At 63.4% G+C, this 14,563-nt stretch carries 16 protein-coding genes and 1 tRNA gene; 13 read left to right on the forward strand and 4 right to left on the reverse strand.

Going from position 1 to position 14,563, the window contains the following annotated elements; translation table 11 throughout:
• From EN935_RS06115 to EN935_RS06140, 6 genes are all read left to right on the forward strand, one after another.
• On the forward strand, positions 1 to 603 hold a 603-nt coding region (locus EN935_RS06115), incomplete at its 5' end, for an ATP-binding cassette domain-containing protein (RefSeq protein ID WP_127373212.1).
• Entirely contained in the window at positions 600 to 1,442 is an 843-nt protein-coding gene (dapB, locus tag EN935_RS06120; protein ID WP_109667586.1) for a 4-hydroxy-tetrahydrodipicolinate reductase, read from the forward strand. The genes EN935_RS06115 and dapB, both read left to right, overlap by 4 nt.
• Positions 1,443 to 1,475: 33 nt before the next feature.
• A complete protein-coding gene (locus EN935_RS06125) occupies positions 1,476 to 2,096 on the forward strand; it encodes a 2,3-bisphosphoglycerate-dependent phosphoglycerate mutase (RefSeq protein ID WP_109667583.1) in 621 nt (206 codons plus the stop codon).
• An 84-nt stretch (positions 2,097 to 2,180) separates the two neighbouring features.
• Positions 2,181 to 2,265 (forward strand) — tRNA-Leu (locus tag EN935_RS06130).
• A 149-nt stretch (positions 2,266 to 2,414) separates the two neighbouring features.
• Complete coding sequence (locus tag EN935_RS06135) at positions 2,415 to 4,094, forward strand: cyclic nucleotide-binding domain-containing thioredoxin-disulfide reductase (RefSeq protein WP_109667580.1); 1,680 nt, start codon at positions 2,415 to 2,417, stop codon at positions 4,092 to 4,094.
• A complete protein-coding gene (locus EN935_RS06140) occupies positions 4,091 to 4,399 on the forward strand; it encodes a UBP-type zinc finger domain-containing protein (protein ID WP_164757509.1) in 309 nt (102 codons plus the stop codon). The genes EN935_RS06135 and EN935_RS06140 overlap by 4 nt, the downstream gene beginning before the upstream one ends.
• A 267-nt stretch (positions 4,400 to 4,666) precedes the next feature.
• On the opposite strand, the gene EN935_RS06145 is transcribed toward EN935_RS06140, so the two are convergent.
• On the reverse strand, positions 4,667 to 5,524 hold the full coding sequence (locus EN935_RS06145; protein ID WP_109667574.1) for a class I SAM-dependent methyltransferase: 858 nt from the start codon (positions 5,522 to 5,524) through the stop codon (positions 4,667 to 4,669).
• A 485-nt stretch (positions 5,525 to 6,009) separates the two neighbouring features.
• On the opposite strand from EN935_RS06145, the gene EN935_RS06150 reads away from it, so the two are divergent.
• The gene (locus EN935_RS06150) at positions 6,010 to 6,552 is read left to right on the forward strand and encodes a cytochrome b (protein ID WP_109667571.1); all 543 of its coding nucleotides are present in this window, start codon (positions 6,010 to 6,012) and stop codon (positions 6,550 to 6,552) included.
• A 121-nt stretch (positions 6,553 to 6,673) separates the two neighbouring features.
• On the opposite strand, the gene EN935_RS06155 is transcribed toward EN935_RS06150, so the two are convergent.
• On the reverse strand, positions 6,674 to 7,156 hold the full coding sequence (locus EN935_RS06155; RefSeq protein WP_109667567.1) for a DUF2127 domain-containing protein: 483 nt from the start codon (positions 7,154 to 7,156) through the stop codon (positions 6,674 to 6,676).
• A gap of 38 nt (positions 7,157 to 7,194) precedes the next feature.
• Here EN935_RS06155 and EN935_RS06160 point away from each other — a divergent pair, with 38 nt between their 5' ends.
• Positions 7,195 to 7,737, forward strand: a complete 543-nt coding sequence (locus EN935_RS06160) for a phosphatase PAP2 family protein (RefSeq protein WP_109667564.1) — start codon at positions 7,195 to 7,197, stop codon at positions 7,735 to 7,737.
• 136 nt (positions 7,738 to 7,873) lie between these two features.
• Here the strand turns inward: EN935_RS06160 and EN935_RS06165 are convergent, their stop codons facing one another.
• Together EN935_RS06165 and EN935_RS06170 are read right to left on the reverse strand one after the other, a co-directional pair.
• A complete protein-coding gene (locus EN935_RS06165; RefSeq protein WP_164548818.1) occupies positions 7,874 to 8,053 on the reverse strand; it encodes a hypothetical protein in 180 nt (59 codons plus the stop codon).
• Positions 8,054 to 8,184: 131 nt separating this feature from the next.
• Positions 8,185 to 10,176, reverse strand: a complete 1,992-nt coding sequence (locus EN935_RS06170; RefSeq protein WP_109667562.1) for a BTAD domain-containing putative transcriptional regulator — start codon at positions 10,174 to 10,176, stop codon at positions 8,185 to 8,187.
• A 253-nt stretch (positions 10,177 to 10,429) separates the two neighbouring features.
• Here EN935_RS06170 and cysK point away from each other — a divergent pair, with 253 nt between their 5' ends.
• From cysK to EN935_RS06195, 5 genes are all read left to right on the forward strand, one after another.
• Positions 10,430 to 11,518 carry a cysteine synthase A gene (cysK, locus tag EN935_RS06175; RefSeq protein ID WP_127262202.1) on the forward strand — a complete coding sequence of 363 codons (1,089 nt, stop codon included), beginning with the start codon at positions 10,430 to 10,432 and terminating at the stop codon, positions 11,516 to 11,518.
• A gap of 12 nt (positions 11,519 to 11,530) precedes the next feature.
• Positions 11,531 to 13,018, forward strand: coding sequence for an aspartate aminotransferase family protein (locus EN935_RS06180; RefSeq protein WP_109667559.1), 1,488 nt, complete (start codon positions 11,531 to 11,533; stop codon positions 13,016 to 13,018).
• 63 nt (positions 13,019 to 13,081) lie between these two features.
• Positions 13,082 to 13,423: a hypothetical protein gene (locus EN935_RS06185; protein WP_245462956.1), complete on the forward strand. Its 342-nt coding sequence runs from the start codon at positions 13,082 to 13,084 to the stop codon at positions 13,421 to 13,423.
• Between the two features lie 124 nt (positions 13,424 to 13,547).
• The gene (locus EN935_RS06190; RefSeq protein ID WP_109667556.1) at positions 13,548 to 13,919 is read left to right on the forward strand and encodes a hypothetical protein; all 372 of its coding nucleotides are present in this window, start codon (positions 13,548 to 13,550) and stop codon (positions 13,917 to 13,919) included.
• Positions 13,920 to 14,069: 150 nt separating this feature from the next.
• A partial coding sequence (locus EN935_RS06195) for a (4Fe-4S)-binding protein (protein ID WP_127373213.1) occupies positions 14,070 to 14,563 on the forward strand: 494 nt, incomplete at its 3' end.

Consider the following 14,563-nt stretch of genomic DNA (forward strand, 5'->3'; position numbering starts at 1 on the left):
ACCAAACAGTCGCTGCGCGGCTCCATCGCCTATGTCTCGCAGCAGCCCTATCTGTTCGAAGGCACCATCCGCGACAACATCCGCTACGGCCGGCTGGGCGCCACCGACGCCGAGATCGAACAGGCTGCAAGGCAGGCCGCGGCCGACGATTTCATCCGCCAGCAGCCGCAGGGCTATGACACGCCGGTCGGCGAGAACGGCGTGACGCTTTCGGGCGGCCAGCGCCAACGCGTATCGATCGCGCGGGCCATTGTGCGCCAGGCACCGATCCTGTTGCTCGACGAAGCGACATCGGCGCTCGACAACGAGGCCGAGGCGCGCGTCCAGCAGGCGCTGACCCAGGTCATGGAAGGCCGCACCACCATCGTCATCGCGCACCGGCTGTCGACGGTGGTCAATGCCGACCACATCATCGTCATGGAACAGGGCCGGCTGGTCGAAGAGGGCACGCACGGCTCGCTGATGGCCGATCCGCACAGCGTCTATGCCCGGTTCCACCGCATCCAGGGCGTCAAGGGCCTGGGGCTTGTCGACGACAGCGCGCCGATCCAGATTTCGGCTCCGAACATTGAGACGCAGAATATCGCCGGGAGCACGACATGAGCAAGACGCCCGCAACCGACAGGCCGGCAACCGATATGGGCCTGGTGGTGGTGGGCGCCGCCGGCCGCATGGGCCAGACGCTGATCCGCGCCATCCACACCATCCCCGGCGCGCGGGTCATCGGCGCGGTCGAGCGAGCGGGTTCGCCCTATCTGGGCAAGGATGCAGGCGAGCTCGCCGGCGTCGGCCGCATCGATGTGGCGATCGGTGACGATCCGCTGCCGGTCTTCGCCAGGGCTGACGGCGTGCTCGATTTCACCACCCCGGCCTCATCAGCCGAATTCGCCGGCTATGCGGCGCAGGCGCGCATCGTCCACGTCATCGGCACGACCGGCTGCACGGCCGACGACAATGCCCGGATCGCGGCAGCGGCGCGCCACGCGACGATCGTCAAGTCGGGCAATATGAGCCTCGGCGTCAATCTTCTGGCGGTGCTGGTCGAACAGGCGGCGCGCGCGCTCGACGCCGACGATTTCGACATCGAGATCCTCGAAATGCACCACAAGCACAAGGTCGACGCGCCGTCCGGCACGGCACTTCTGCTTGGCGAGGCCGCCGCCGCCGGGCGCGGTATCGAGCTGGCCGGCAATGATGTGCGGGTCCGCGACGGCCACACCGGCGTGCGCAAGACCGGCTCGATCGGCTTTGCCACGCTGCGCGGCGGCTCGGTGGTCGGCGATCATAGCGTGCTGCTGGCCGGCACCGGCGAGCGCATCACGCTGTCGCACCACGCCGAGGACCGCGCCATCTTCGCTCGCGGCGCCGTCAAGGCGGCGCTTTGGGCGCGTGGCAAGAAGCCGGGACTGTATTCGATGCGGGACGTGCTCGGATTGAGCTGAGGCGGCCTGATCCATAAACCTGAAGGAGCAAACATGTCGCGAACCCTCGTGCTCGTGCGCCACGGCCAGAGCGAATGGAATTTGAAGAACCTGTTCACCGGCTGGCGCGACGTCGACCTGACCGAGCAGGGCCACGCCGAGGCCAAGGCCGCCGGCCAGAAGCTCAAGGCACGCGGCCTGAAATTCGACATCGCCTTCACCTCGGCGCTGATCCGGGCGCAAAAAACTTGCCAGCACATTCTCGATGCGGTCGGCCAGAGCGACCTGAAGACCATCCGCGACCAGGCGCTGAACGAGCGCGACTATGGCGATCTCTCCGGCCTCAACAAGGACGATGCCCGCAAGAAGTGGGGCGAGGAGCAGGTGCATGTCTGGCGCCGCTCCTACGACGTGCCGCCGCCCGCCGGCGAGAGCCTGAAGGACACCGGCGCTCGCGTCTGGCCCTACTACCTGCACGATTTGCAGCCGCACGTGCTGCGTGGCGGCACGGTGCTGGTCGCCGCCCACGGCAACTCGCTGCGCGCGCTGATCATGGCGCTGGACGGCAAGTCGGGCGAGGAGATCGTCAAGCTGGAACTCGGCACCGGCGTGCCGGTCATCTACCAGCTCAACGCCGATTCGACCGTGGCTTCCAAGGAAGTGCTGGAGGGCTGACGGTCCTTGAGCCGGCAAGTGGCAACAGCTTTAAAAAAAGCGCGTTGACACACATCGCTTGCCCGCTTACATGAGCCCGCACCAGCCCAGATGGCGGAATTGGTAGACGCGCACGGTTCAGGTCCGTGTTCCGCAAGGAGTGGAGGTTCGAGTCCTCTTCTGGGCACCAAATTCCCGTTTCGAACCATTCGACGGTTCAGAAACTTAGAGAAAAAGCCCGGTTCGTCCGGGCTTTTTCTTTGCCGCCAACCTCCCCTTCCGGCCAGTCCCCTCACAAACCGCTTCAAACTCCGCGCCCGCTTCGCTACGCTCAAAGCCATGTCGCAAACCATCAACCCGATCTTCGGTGCCCGTCGCGATCAGGCGTTCCCGACGCTGGCTGAGGCGGACATCGATCGCATGCGCCGGTTCGGCGAGGCCAGCGTCTATGCGGCCGGCGAGAACATCGTCACGGCTGGCGATGTGGCGCCCGGTCTGATCGTCGTGCTGTCGGGCAGCGTGGACATCACCCAGGATGGCGGGCTTGGCCGGCGCGAAACGATCGTCACCCACGGTCCGGGCAGTTTTGTCGGCGAGCTGGCGCAGCTTTCGGCCCGTCCTTCACTGGTCAATGCGCGGGCCGCCGAACCGGTGGAAGCGTTCGTCATCGCCTCGCAGCGGCTGCGCGACCTGATGGTGCAGGAAGCCAATCTCGGCGAGCGCATCATGCGGGCGCTGATCCTGCGCCGTGTCGGGCTGCTGGAAAGCGCCACCAGCGGACCGATCATCGTCGGACCTGCTGGCAATGCCGACGTGTTGCGGCTGCAGGGTTTTCTCGCCCGCAGCGGCCAGCCGCACCGCGTGCTCGATTCCGACAGCGATCCTTGTGCGAAAACCCTGGTCGAGCGCTTTGACGTCGATCCTCACCATCTGCCGATCGTGCTGTGTCCGAACGGCAGGCTGCTGATGAACCCCGGCGAAAAGGACCTCGCCCGCTGCATCGGCCTGCTGCGGCCGATCGATGCCGACAAACTGTACGATGTCGCCATTGTCGGCGCCGGACCGGCTGGGCTGGCGGCCGCTGTCTATGCGGCCTCCGAAGGGCTGTCGACGATCGTGCTCGATTGCCGCGCCTTTGGCGGACAGGCGGGCGCGTCCTCGCGCATCGAGAACTATCTTGGTTTCCCCACCGGCATTTCCGGCATGGCGCTGATGGCGCGCGCCTACAACCAGGCGCAGAAGTTCGGCGTCGAAATGGTAATACCGGACGAGGCGAAGCTTTTGAATGCTGCCACCGACGGCGCCCGCTACAGGCTCGATGTCGGCGACGGCGAGACCGTGCGGACGCGCAGCGTGGTGATCGCCAGCGGCGCGCGCTATCGCCGCCTCGACATCGCCAATCTGGCGCGGTTCGAGGGAACCTCCGTGCATTATTGGGCGTCGCCCATCGAAGGCCGGCTTTGCGCGGGCCAAGAAGTGGCGCTGGTCGGCGCCGGCAATTCAGCCGGGCAGGCGGCTGTCTATCTGGCCAGCCATGCGCGCAAAGTGGCGCTGCTGGCGCGCGGCGACAGCCTCGATGCCAGCATGTCGCGCTATCTGGTCGAGCGCATCAGGGCGCAACCGAATATCGAGGTGCTGACCGGGACCGAAATCGTGGCTCTGGAAGGCGACGAGGGCAATCTTGGCACGGTACGCTGGCGCAACCGCGCCAGCGGCGTGGAAACGACGCGCCCGATCCGCCATCTCTTCCTGTTCATCGGCGCCGACCCGAACACCGACTGGCTGGCGAACTGCGATGTGGCGCTGGACGCCAAGGGTTTCGTCCGTACCGGATCGGACCTGGGATCGGCGCAGATGGAGACGAGCCGTAGCGGTGTGTTCGCCATCGGCGACGTCCGCGCCGGCTCGGTCAAGCGCGTCGCGGCGGCTGTCGGCGAAGGCGCCCAGGTGGTCGCGGCCTTGCATGCATATCTCGCGCGCGGCAACGCCGACGCACCTCAAACGGCAGGGAGACCATGATGGATGAATGCAGACATACGCGCGACATCAGGAAGGTGACGCCGAGCGCGCTCGGCTGCGAGGAATGCCTGAAGAGCGGGTCGCAATGGGTGCATCTGCGGCTGTGCCGCACCTGCGGCCATGTCGGCTGCTGCGACGACTCGCCCAACCGCCACGCCACCAAGCATTTCCACGCCACCAAGCATCCGATCATCGAGGGCTACGATCCCCCGGAAGGCTGGGCATGGTGCTATGTCGACGAGGTGTTTGTCGACCTTGGCGACGACGTGACCCCGCAGAACGGCCCGATCCCGCGCTTTTATTGAGCTGCGCCCGAGAGACCCGAAGAAGAGCCCGGTTCGCCCGGGCTTTTTCTTTGTCCAAGCATAATCGCCGCTCGATGCCCGATTGTCAGCAAACTGACAGGTTACCAGTTCAGTGTCTGCCAGGTCACGACCACCAGAGCCCTGACAAAGCTTTGACATGATCGCGGCTAGTTTAGAAACATTCAGACTGGAAGGCTCGCATACCCGCCTAATCATTCGCGCCGCGCTCATCTTCGTGGCGCTGTATCTGGCCGGCTTTGGTGTCCTTCACCTGCTCCTATGGGCAAGCCTGATGCCGGGGTAGCTTCCGCGATTCTTTATCGCAATGAACGTTGCCCGTCGCCCGTTATAGTAGCGTTTCTCAAGCCCGGTTACTGTCGGTTTGAGACGTTCAATATCGGTAAATCCAGAATATTCCAATAAGCTGATGACGGCGCGGGAATTGGGGGAAAACTGACAGAATTCCTCTGGGCGCCAGCGCGAGGTCGTAATGTTGCTTGCTGCGGAATCGACCCCCGCCACCCTGCGCATATGCCACATCGGCCATCGATCCAGGATTCGATTTATGATCGGCACCTTCATGAGAGTGGTATCAACCGCTAGAACGTTGCTTGCCAATGCTGAAATACGTTTGAGGCTTAAAACAGGGTTCTCCAAGTGGTATAGAATCCCGAAGAACAGGACGAGATCGAATGCGCCGTGCTTGGACGGATCAAGTTCCATCAAATCAAGTTGCTGAAAATCTAAATTGTGGAGGTCTACTGCCTCTTTTACGAGATTTGCCTGTTCGATATAGTGAGGATCAATGTCGATCCCAAGCACATAACTGGCACCTGCCCTTGCCGCGTGCACGGAAAAACCACCGCAGTTGCATGCCACGTCAAGTACCCTTTTGCCTGCCAATGACCCTCCACAGGCACTAAGGATACTTGGCCATGCGTGATCGATGAGATTTTGCATTCTCGTGCGCTCTCGGTCTTGACGAGAAGCGGTCGGCACGTAGGTGCTCAAGCCGTAAGGCAAGTCGATGGCGTGATGAAACGGTGCGAGGCGTTCGACAGCCGCTTGAAGTTCCGATTTGGTCTTTTTTTCTGTCGGTGGGATCGACGGTTGAAGATTTTTCATAAGGTCGCATTCTCCCTTGCCCGCCCAGCGTCAGTCCAATGGGATTGTTCACGGATTCCTGAATACGCAGACGAGCAGCGTTGCGATGGGTATCACAGCCCATGCTAGTGCTTGGGATCCGGCACGAACCGGATCAGCCGGTAGAATCCAAGGTACCGGACAAGGAAAACTAAGGCATCAACGGTGCCGTTGCACCATATCAAAACGTGGTAGCCGGGTTAATCCAGGGTACCAATTGGACAGGAAGGCGGCCCCGCTTTACAGGCACACATTCCCGACCTGTATCTGGCGGCTTCTTTCCACATGCGAGTACCATCGCTGGGGATCGACTTTCACTTCATATTCGCGATCCCGGTAGCTACCCGCTGCAATCCACACTGTCACTGAGCGCTGGTAGATCGTAATGCCTCTCACGATCACCAGAGCCCGACAAAGCTTTGACATGATCGCGGCTAATTTAGAAACATTCAAAACGGAAGGCTCGCATGAACCCCACCTATACAAGCGCGCAAAAGGCCATTCACTGGGCGGTGTTTCTGCTGGTCATCGGCCTTTATGGCCTGACCTATGTGGAGGAGCTTTTTCCGCGCGGCGACCCCGGTCGTGCGCTCGTCTGGTGGCTTCATATTTCGTTTGGGCTGCTGCTGTTCGCGCTGGTCGTTATCCGCGTCGGCCTGCGGCTGATGCTGGGAACGCCAGGGCTGCCGATGGAGATGTCAGAGCTTGAACGATGGGCCGCAAAGATCGCGCATCTGCTGCTTTATGGGCTACTCGTGGCCATTCCGGTTCTCGGCATCCTGCTGACGTGGTACAGGGGCGACGCCTTGAGCTTCTTTGGCCTTTTCACCATCCCGGCTCCGGTCTCTCCCGACCGCGACACGGCCCGGTTCATCAGGGAACTGCACAGCCTCTGCGCCAATTCGATCCTCATCCTCGCCGGAGTGCACGCGGCCGCGGCGCTGTGGCACCATTTCATCCGCAAGGACGACGTGCTCAAGCGAATGCTGCCGGAAAGCGCGAGTTCTTAGAGCAAGTCCGGGAAAGTGTGAGACGGTTTTCCCGGGAAAAGCGCATAGCGCTTTCCCTTGGGAATTGCGTGAAGGCAGGGCTCCAGACCAGTGAACAGGGATGAGGCCGGCGGTTCAACTGTCATGCCGGCTTGTGCCGTCGCACGATCTTCCACTCGTGCCAGATCAGCACCATGACGGCCGCATCGAAGACGGTCAGGACGAGCAGGCCGAACGAATGGGTGTAGGAGTAGCGGTAGACTTGATAGACCATGAACAAGCCCAATGCCGCGAGCGATGCTGGATACGACCAAAGCTTGCCTCTCAGGAGGCCGACAACCAAGGCCAGCTTTATCAGGCCGTGGCTGAGCAGGTAGAAGGCGTAGAACTCCTTGCTGGCGATCGAAAAATGGCTTGCCATCTGCGACAGATGGCTCGCTATGAAATCGTTCGGATCTTCGATCAATTCCTCCTGGGTGAGAGCATTGACCCAGGAGGCAATGGTGTCGGTGGTGATGACATAGAGCAGTATCCCACCGATGCACTCAATCAGGGCATGTGCGCCCTTGAACCAGACGCTGACTTCAAAAATCTGATGGATGCGGTGTTCATCGACGGGCTTCAAAAATCCACCTCACGACCAATCGCGGGAACCGACGCCAAATGGATGCAGCTTTAACGCACTGGATAAACGCCGCGGCCGGTATCAGCCCTTTTCTTGATAATGCAATGGTCGGCATCTCACAAATCGGCGTTCCCCTCATGGTGCTGGCCGTGGTCCTGCAATGGTGGGCGAAGGCCGACCGCTATCATGTTCGCCACGCGGCGATATCCGCCGGCCTGGCGTTCTTGCTGGGTCTTGCGGTCAACCAGTTCATTCTTCTCTTCGTGCATCGGGTGAGGCCCTACGATGCCGGTGTGACGCATCTGTTGATTGCGCCCAGCGCCGACTGGTCATTCCCGTCCGATCACGCGACAGCCACCATTGCGATTGTTGCGGCCTTTGCGATGCAAGGTCTCCCGCGTCGGACGACTGCGCTTCTCGTCATGGCATTCCTGGTCTGCTGGTCGAGAATCTACATCGGGACGCACTACCTGACCGACGTTGTCGGCGGGGCCATCACTGGCATCCTGGGCGCCATCATTGTGCGGCTGGCTTACCGGGAGAACTCCCGGCTGGACAAACTGGTGACCAAAATTCTTTAGGTCGGCGCTGTTCGAAGACGCACTCGGACAGAGGAGCCGCTCGGCGGGCTCCTCGACATGGGTGGCCGTTGGCAGAGCATCGCGGCGGTCGGTTCGAAGCGTTTTGACAGGCGTTCGCTGCCGGCTGCCGCGCCGTTTATCGCACGGAGCCTGTGACGGTCGGGTCGATCGTGCTGGGAACGGATTTGCGTTCGTTGCCGGCGAGTGCCGCTATGATCAGCAGGCTGGCAACCACCGGGACAAACAGGATGGCAACGCGGGCTTGCACGTAAAAAATGGCGCGCCATTCATTGCGCTTGTCGGGGCTGTTGCTCATCATACTCACTTTGTCAGACCCCCCGGCCGTGACATAGCCGCGAACGGTTAAGCAACCCCTTCCGACAGTGTTAACCGGGCGGAATTGAGGCGGAATTCCCAGGCGATCCCCCAGATGGCGATCGCCCGGCTTCAGCGCAGCCCGATCCGCCTTGCCCCTTGCCGGAACAGCGCTACGGCGTCCGGCTCGAAGCGGAATGTGCCGATGAAATCGTCGACGCCATAGCTCGGCAATGTCTTGCGGATGACGGCGGCAAAGCCGCGTGCCTCGTCGAGCCGTCCGGCCAGAGCAAGGCAATGTGCTGCGATCGCCAGGATGATGGCGTGCGCGTTGGGCCGCGCCGCCGCCCTCAGCGCCCATTCGGCCGCCTCCTCGAACTGGCCGAGCCGGACATGCGCCATCGCCCGCGCGCCCAGCATGCCGAACAGCAGCGGGTCGAAGGGGCTGAGATGGCGCGAATGGTCGGAGGAGCCGATCGCCGCTTGCGGGTCGCCCGACTGCGAATGGACGAAGGACAGCGCATAGTGGCCAAGCGCGAAATTGGGACTGAGGTCCACCGCCCGTTCCAGTTCGATCAGCGAGCTGTCCTGCTCGCCGCGCAGCCACAGCGCCCGCCCCATCGCCCAGTGCGCGGCCGGATTGTGGTCGTCGACCAGCAGGCTGTGGCCGGCGCTCTCGAAGGCCAGCGCGCTTTCGCGGTCGCGGTCGCCCCAGCGCTGGAAGGCGTTCTGCCAATGGGTGAAAGACAGGCCGGCATAGGCGCGGGCAAAGGTCGGGTCGAGCTGCAAGGCCTGGGCAAAGAAATGCCGCGCCTGCTCGTTTTCCGCCTGGGTGAAGCGGTACATGTGCCAGAGGCCGCGATGATAGGCTTCCCAGGCGTTGAGCGAACTGGGGGCTTTCAGCATGGCGCGGTTGCGCTCGACCGTTTCGATCTCGGCCGAGATAGACGAGACGATGCTGTTGCCGATATCGTCGAGTACGGAAAAGATGTCGTCGGGCCTGCGCTCGAACGTCTCGGCCCAGACGATCCTGGCGGTGCGCACCTCGATCAGTTCGACGCTGACAATAAGGCGGCCGGGCGGGCTGCGCACGGTGCCGGTGGCGACATAGTCGACATTCAGCCGGCGGCCGGCATCCTCGGGCGCGATGTCCTTCTCGGCCAGCGCAAACACCGATCCGCGCGCGATGACGAAGAAATCCCTGAGCTTGGAGAGGCGGGTGATGATGTCGTGGGTGAAACCATCGGCCAATCCGCCGCGCGTGCCGCCGCTCTCCTCGACAAACGGCATCACCGCCAGCGAAGCGTGGCTGGGTTCGACCGGGCCGGCATCTGAGGGCGCCGCGGCCAACTGCGATATTGTGGACAGGCAGGCCTGCTGCGGCCGGAGCGGGGTACCCGACTGTTGGTTACGGATTGCCCGCCAGGCCGCGCGAAGCTGTGCGAAATCCAGTTCCTCCGACTGAAACAATCGTTCCGCCGAAGCCAGGTGCTGCTCGGCCGCGCCGACCTCGCCGCGCCGGGCCAGACTGGCCAGAAGGGCTGCATGCGCACGCTCGTCGAACGGCGCCAGTTCCACCCATGTGTCGAGATGAACGATCGCCTCGTCGCTATCCGCCGGCAGGCTCGCGACAAGCTGTTCCAGCACGGCGATATGGCACGCGTGAAAACGGCGACGCTGGGCGATCAGCCAGCTGTTGAAATGCGGGCTGCGCTCGACCTCCGGACCGTCGAGCAAATCCCCGGCAAACAGCCCGGCCAGCACCCGCAAGCGCTCGACATCAAGCGTGCCGAGCCCTTGCGTGACGGCCTGGCTGACTTCCAGCGCATCGACCAGGCAATCGCTCAGATCGAGCGCTACCGTGTCGCCCTGTGTCACGACCCGGTGTCGGTCTGGCGCGTCGAGTGTGCCCCGCAGCTTGCTCAGGCACCAGCGCAGCTCGCCCCTTGGATCGTTCGGTACATCCCACAACAGCTCGCACAGGCGGCTGCGGCCGACCGGATGCGGCGCCAGCGCCAGATAGGCGAACAGAGCGCGCAGCTTGCGTGACGAGGGCAACGCAACCGGCACATCGTTGCGGGAGATTACCAGCGGTCCGAGCAGGCGCACGGAAAGCGCCGGCATCTCGCCGCCCAGCCTCGATCGTGCGGATTCCACGTCGGTTTCCACGCCTGCTCCCACGCTGGCCTGTCGGCCACTCCTGTATCACCAAACACGACAAGGCGCATGCGGCAGCGGATTACGCGCCGGACACCACCATTGCCGCAGTGCGGCATGTCAGTCCTAGCGCAGCAAGGTCACGAAACTTCGCCGCACAACCCGCCGGTTTGTAACCGGCCCGTGATGACAAGACACGATGACAATCGAGGAGACCAAGATGTTGCATCAGCAGAAAATCAGGACCACGGCCGGCCGCGGCCGCCTTTTCGACAGCATTCTCGACACCGTCGGCGACACGCCGGTGGTCCGTATCAACAATCTGGGACCAGCTCACGCGACGATCTATGTCAAGGCCGAGTTCTTCAATCCCGGCGCTTCGGTGAAGGACCGGCTGGCGCTCAACATCATCGAGGAGGGCGAGCGCAGCGGCGCGCTGAAGCCGGGCCAGACGGTGGTCGAGGCGACCAGCGGCAACACCGGCATCGGCCTGGCCATGGTCTGCGCGCAGAAGGGCTATCCGCTGGTCGTCACCATGGCCGACAGCTTTTCGGTCGAGCGCCGCAAGCTGATGCGCATGCTGGGCGCCAAGGTGGTGCTGACGCCGCGCGCTGAAAAAGGCTTCGGCATGTACAAGAAGGCGGTGGAGCTGGCCGAGGCGAATGGCTGGTTCCTCGCCCGCCAGTTCGAGACGGCCGCCAACGCCGCCATCCACGAGGCGACGACCGCGCGGGAGATCGTCAATGACTTCGCCGGTTCGCGGCTCGACTGCTTCGTCACCGGCTATGGCACCGGCGGCACGGTCGTCGGCGTGGCGCGCGTGCTGCGCCGGGAGCGGCCGGAAACCCGCATCGTGCTGTCCGAACCGGCCAACGCGCAGCTCATCGGCAGCGGCAAGGTGCAGCAGCGTGGTGCCGATGGCGCCCCTGCCGCCAGCCACCCCGCCTTCGAGCCGCACCCGATCCAGGGCTGGACGCCGGATTTCATCCCCAACGTGCTGCAGGAAGCGATCGACGCCAGCCTCTACGACGAGGTGATGCCCATTGCAGGGCCCGAGGGTATCAAATGGGCCAAGGCGCTGGCGCGCCAGGAAGGCGTCTTCACCGGCATCTCCGGCGGCGCCACTTTTGCCGTGGCGCGGCAAGTCGCCGAGCAGGCACAGGCCGGGGCGGTGATCCTGTGCATGCTGCCCGACACCGGCGAACGCTACATGTCGACGCCGCTGTTCGACGGCATCGAGGCCGAGATGGACGCCGATGAGGCTGCCCTTTCGCGCTCGACGCCCGGCTGCCAGTTTCCGGCGGCTTGACGGGAGATCGGTATGGACGCCGTACAGGAACCCCTCGGCCTGATGGCCGAGGAAACGCTCGATCCCCAGGACTGGGCCGATGTGCAGGCCCTGTCGCACCAGATTATCGACGATGCGGTCGACTATCTGCGCGACCTGCGCGACCGCCCAGTCTGGCGGGAGATGCCTGCGGATGTGCGAGAGGTCTTCGCGGCACCGCTGCCGCGATCGCCGGCGCCGCTTGCCGCTGTCTATGGCGAGGTCTCGCGCACGGTGATGTCCTATCCGATGGGCAACATCCATCCGCGCTTCTGGTCCTGGTATATGGGATCGAGCAACTTCACCGGCGCGCTCGGCGATTTCCTGGCGGCAATCCAGGGCTCCAACCTCGGCGGCGGCAACCACGCCGCCGGGCTGATGGACAGCCAGGTGGTCAACTGGTGCAAAGAGATGCTGGGCTTTCCGGCTTCTGCCAGCGGCACGCTGGTCAGCGGCGGCTCGATGGCCAACCTTATCGGGCTGACGGTGGCGCGTAACACCAAGGCGGGCATCGACGTGCGCGAGCACGGCGTTGCCGCCATCGAGAAGCCACTGCGTTTCTATGGCTCAGACCAGATCCATTCCTGCCACCGCAAGGCAATGGAGGCGCTCGGCCTTGGCAACAAGGCGCTGCGCCGCATTCCGACCGATGCCGGGCTGCGCATCGATATCGCTGCCTTGCGCGCGGCGATCGCCGAGGACCGCGCGGCAGGATTCAAGCCGGCCTGTATCATCGGCAATGCCGGCACGGTCAACACCGGGGCGATCGACGACCTGCGGACGCTCGCCAAGCTGGCCCATGAGGAGGACCTCTGGTTCCATGTCGACGGCTGTATCGGCGCGCTGGTCGCCATTGCGCCTGAAAATGCCCATCGCGTCGCCGGCATCGAATGGGCCGATTCAGTTGCGCTCGATCCCCACAAATGGCTGCATGCGCCGTTCGAGGTCGGCTGCGCCCTGGTCAGGGATGCCATCGCGCATCGCCGGACCTTCGCCGTGACGCCGGAATATCTGGAATCAACGCCGCGCGGCCTGGCCTCCGGCGAATGGCTGCACGACTACGGCTTGCAGACGTCGCGCGGCTTTCGCGCGCTCAAGGTGTGGATGGCGCTGAAGGAGCACGGCATCGACAAGTTCGGCCGCCTGATCGACCAGAACATCGCACAAGCTTTCTATCTCGCGGGATTGATCGAGACCGAGCCGGACCTGGAGCTGGCGGCAGTGCCGACCATCAACATCGTCTGCTTCCGCTATCAGCCCGGTTTGGCCGGCGAGGCGCTGAAGGTGCTCAACACCGAGATCATGCTGCGGCTGCAGGAACAGGGCATTGCCGCTCTGTCGGACACCACGGTGCATGGCGAGCACTGGGTGCGCGCGGCGATCACCAACCATCGCACAAGGCGCGAGGATTTCGATCTTCTGGTGCGGGAAACGGTGCGACTGGGGCGTGAGATCTCGGCGCCGGCGGCTGCGCCTTCCTAGTTCCCGGCAGGCATGCGATTCTGCCGGAATGATTCGCGAGGTCCGATGGTGACGCTCTTTCGTATGGCTGCACTTGCGGCCTTGCTCTTCACCACCTCGGCGCAGGCCGCCGAGATGGCCTTCTTCGTCAAGAACCTGCGCACGGAAGCAGTCGCGGTCGAGCTGTTCAGCCGCGACCGCGAGACGGTCTGGCCGGGCAACGACAAGGTGTTCCTGATCGACCCCAGCTCGCAGAAATCCGTGCCGCTCTCCTGCAATCAGGGCGAACATATCTGCTACGGTGCCTGGGTCGATGGCGACGACAGCATCTCCGCCGGCGTCGGACCGGACAATGACCAGCCCTGCGACACCTGCTGCTTCATCTGCGTGGAGCATTCGACCGAGACGATCGATCTGGTGCCCTAGGGCAGAGGCACGCCGATATCCCCAAAATCAGTCCGGGAATTGTTGCAATCATCCCTTTAGCGATTCAATGCAGCGTGCGATGGTCGCTCCGCGGCCGGGTGGGCCGCTATTTCAGGGGGTTACCATGCTTTACACCTACGCGCGCCGCACGCTGGTCGCGTTGTCGCTTGCCACACTGCTTGCGCCGTCAGCGCACGCCGCCGATATCACCTTCGCCATCAAGAACAGCCACCCCAACGCCATGCGCGTCGAGCTCTACAGCCAGGACCGCGACTATGTCTGGCCGGGCGAGGACAAGGACTACTTCCTTGACGATGGCGAGACCAAACAGCTGCCGATCTCGTGCAACGAGGGCGAATCGATCTGCTACGGCGCCTGGGTCGATGGCGACGAGGGCACCTATTGGGGCGTCGGTCCCGGCAACAAGGAAAAATGCGAGGATTGCTGCTATACCTGCAGCGGTGGCGAGACCGAGGAAATCGACCTGGTCCCCTGACCGGCTTGCCAGCTTGACGGTTATCCTGCCGGAGCCATAGAGCAATTCCAGGAAAAGTGTGAAGCGGTTTTCCGTGCGGAATTGCGCGAATACCCAGAGCGCGCCACATCCATTCGGATGCGACGTGCTTCAGGCAAGAGGAGCCCAGCTATGGCCGGCATGGTCGAAAGCGACAAGATCGACGTCGGATTCTCCGGCAAGCGCTGCATCCATTCGCGCAATTGCGTGCTCGGCGATCCGCATGTCTTCGTACCCAACGCGCCGGGCCAGTGGATCCATCCCGAGGCCGCCAGCGTCGAGAAGATCGTCGCCATCGCCGAAAGCTGCCCCTCGGGCGCCATCACCTACATCAGGAAGGATGGCGGGCCGCAGGAGCAGCCGCCGGTGGTCAACACAGTGCGGCTGCGTGAAAACGGCCCGCTGGCCGTGCATGCCGAGATCGTGCTCGACGGCGAAACGTTTTATCGCGCCACGCTGTGCCGCTGCGGCGCCTCGGAAAACAAGCCGTTCTGCGACGGCAGCCACAACAAGTCAGGTTTTGCCGCCACCGGCGAGCCGCCGCTGAAGGACACGCCGGCGCTGGAGGCGAGGAATGGCCCGCTGAAAGTGACGCCGACCACCAACGGCCCGCTCAAGCTCGAAGG

It is taken from the genome of Mesorhizobium sp. M7D.F.Ca.US.004.03.1.1, from assembly GCF_003998635.1.
Lineage (GTDB): Bacteria > Pseudomonadota > Alphaproteobacteria > Rhizobiales > Rhizobiaceae > Mesorhizobium > Mesorhizobium loti.

Bases quoted from the DNA above. Each gene is read 5' to 3' on its own strand.
- dapB (WP_109667586.1), top strand. From the start codon at position 600: ATGAGCAAGACGCCCGCAACCGACAGGCCGGCAACCGATATGGGCCTG.
- EN935_RS06125 (WP_109667583.1), top strand. From the start codon at position 1,476: ATGTCGCGAACCCTCGTGCTCGTGCGCCACGGCCAGAGCGAATGGAAT.
- EN935_RS06135 (WP_109667580.1), top strand. From the start codon at position 2,415: ATGTCGCAAACCATCAACCCGATCTTCGGTGCCCGTCGCGATCAGGCG.
- EN935_RS06140 (WP_164757509.1), top strand. From the start codon at position 4,091: ATGATGGATGAATGCAGACATACGCGCGACATCAGGAAGGTGACGCCG.
- EN935_RS06145 (WP_109667574.1), bottom strand. From the start codon at position 5,524: ATGAAAAATCTTCAACCGTCGATCCCACCGACAGAAAAAAAGACCAAA.
- EN935_RS06150 (WP_109667571.1), top strand. From the start codon at position 6,010: ATGAACCCCACCTATACAAGCGCGCAAAAGGCCATTCACTGGGCGGTG.
- EN935_RS06160 (WP_109667564.1), top strand. From the start codon at position 7,195: ATGGATGCAGCTTTAACGCACTGGATAAACGCCGCGGCCGGTATCAGC.
- EN935_RS06165 (WP_164548818.1), bottom strand. From the start codon at position 8,053: ATGAGCAACAGCCCCGACAAGCGCAATGAATGGCGCGCCATTTTTTAC.
- EN935_RS06170 (WP_109667562.1), bottom strand. From the start codon at position 10,176: ATGCCGGCGCTTTCCGTGCGCCTGCTCGGACCGCTGGTAATCTCCCGC.
- cysK (WP_127262202.1), top strand. From the start codon at position 10,430: ATGTTGCATCAGCAGAAAATCAGGACCACGGCCGGCCGCGGCCGCCTT.
- EN935_RS06180 (WP_109667559.1), top strand. From the start codon at position 11,531: ATGGACGCCGTACAGGAACCCCTCGGCCTGATGGCCGAGGAAACGCTC.
- EN935_RS06185 (WP_245462956.1), top strand. From the start codon at position 13,082: ATGGCTGCACTTGCGGCCTTGCTCTTCACCACCTCGGCGCAGGCCGCC.
- EN935_RS06190 (WP_109667556.1), top strand. From the start codon at position 13,548: ATGCTTTACACCTACGCGCGCCGCACGCTGGTCGCGTTGTCGCTTGCC.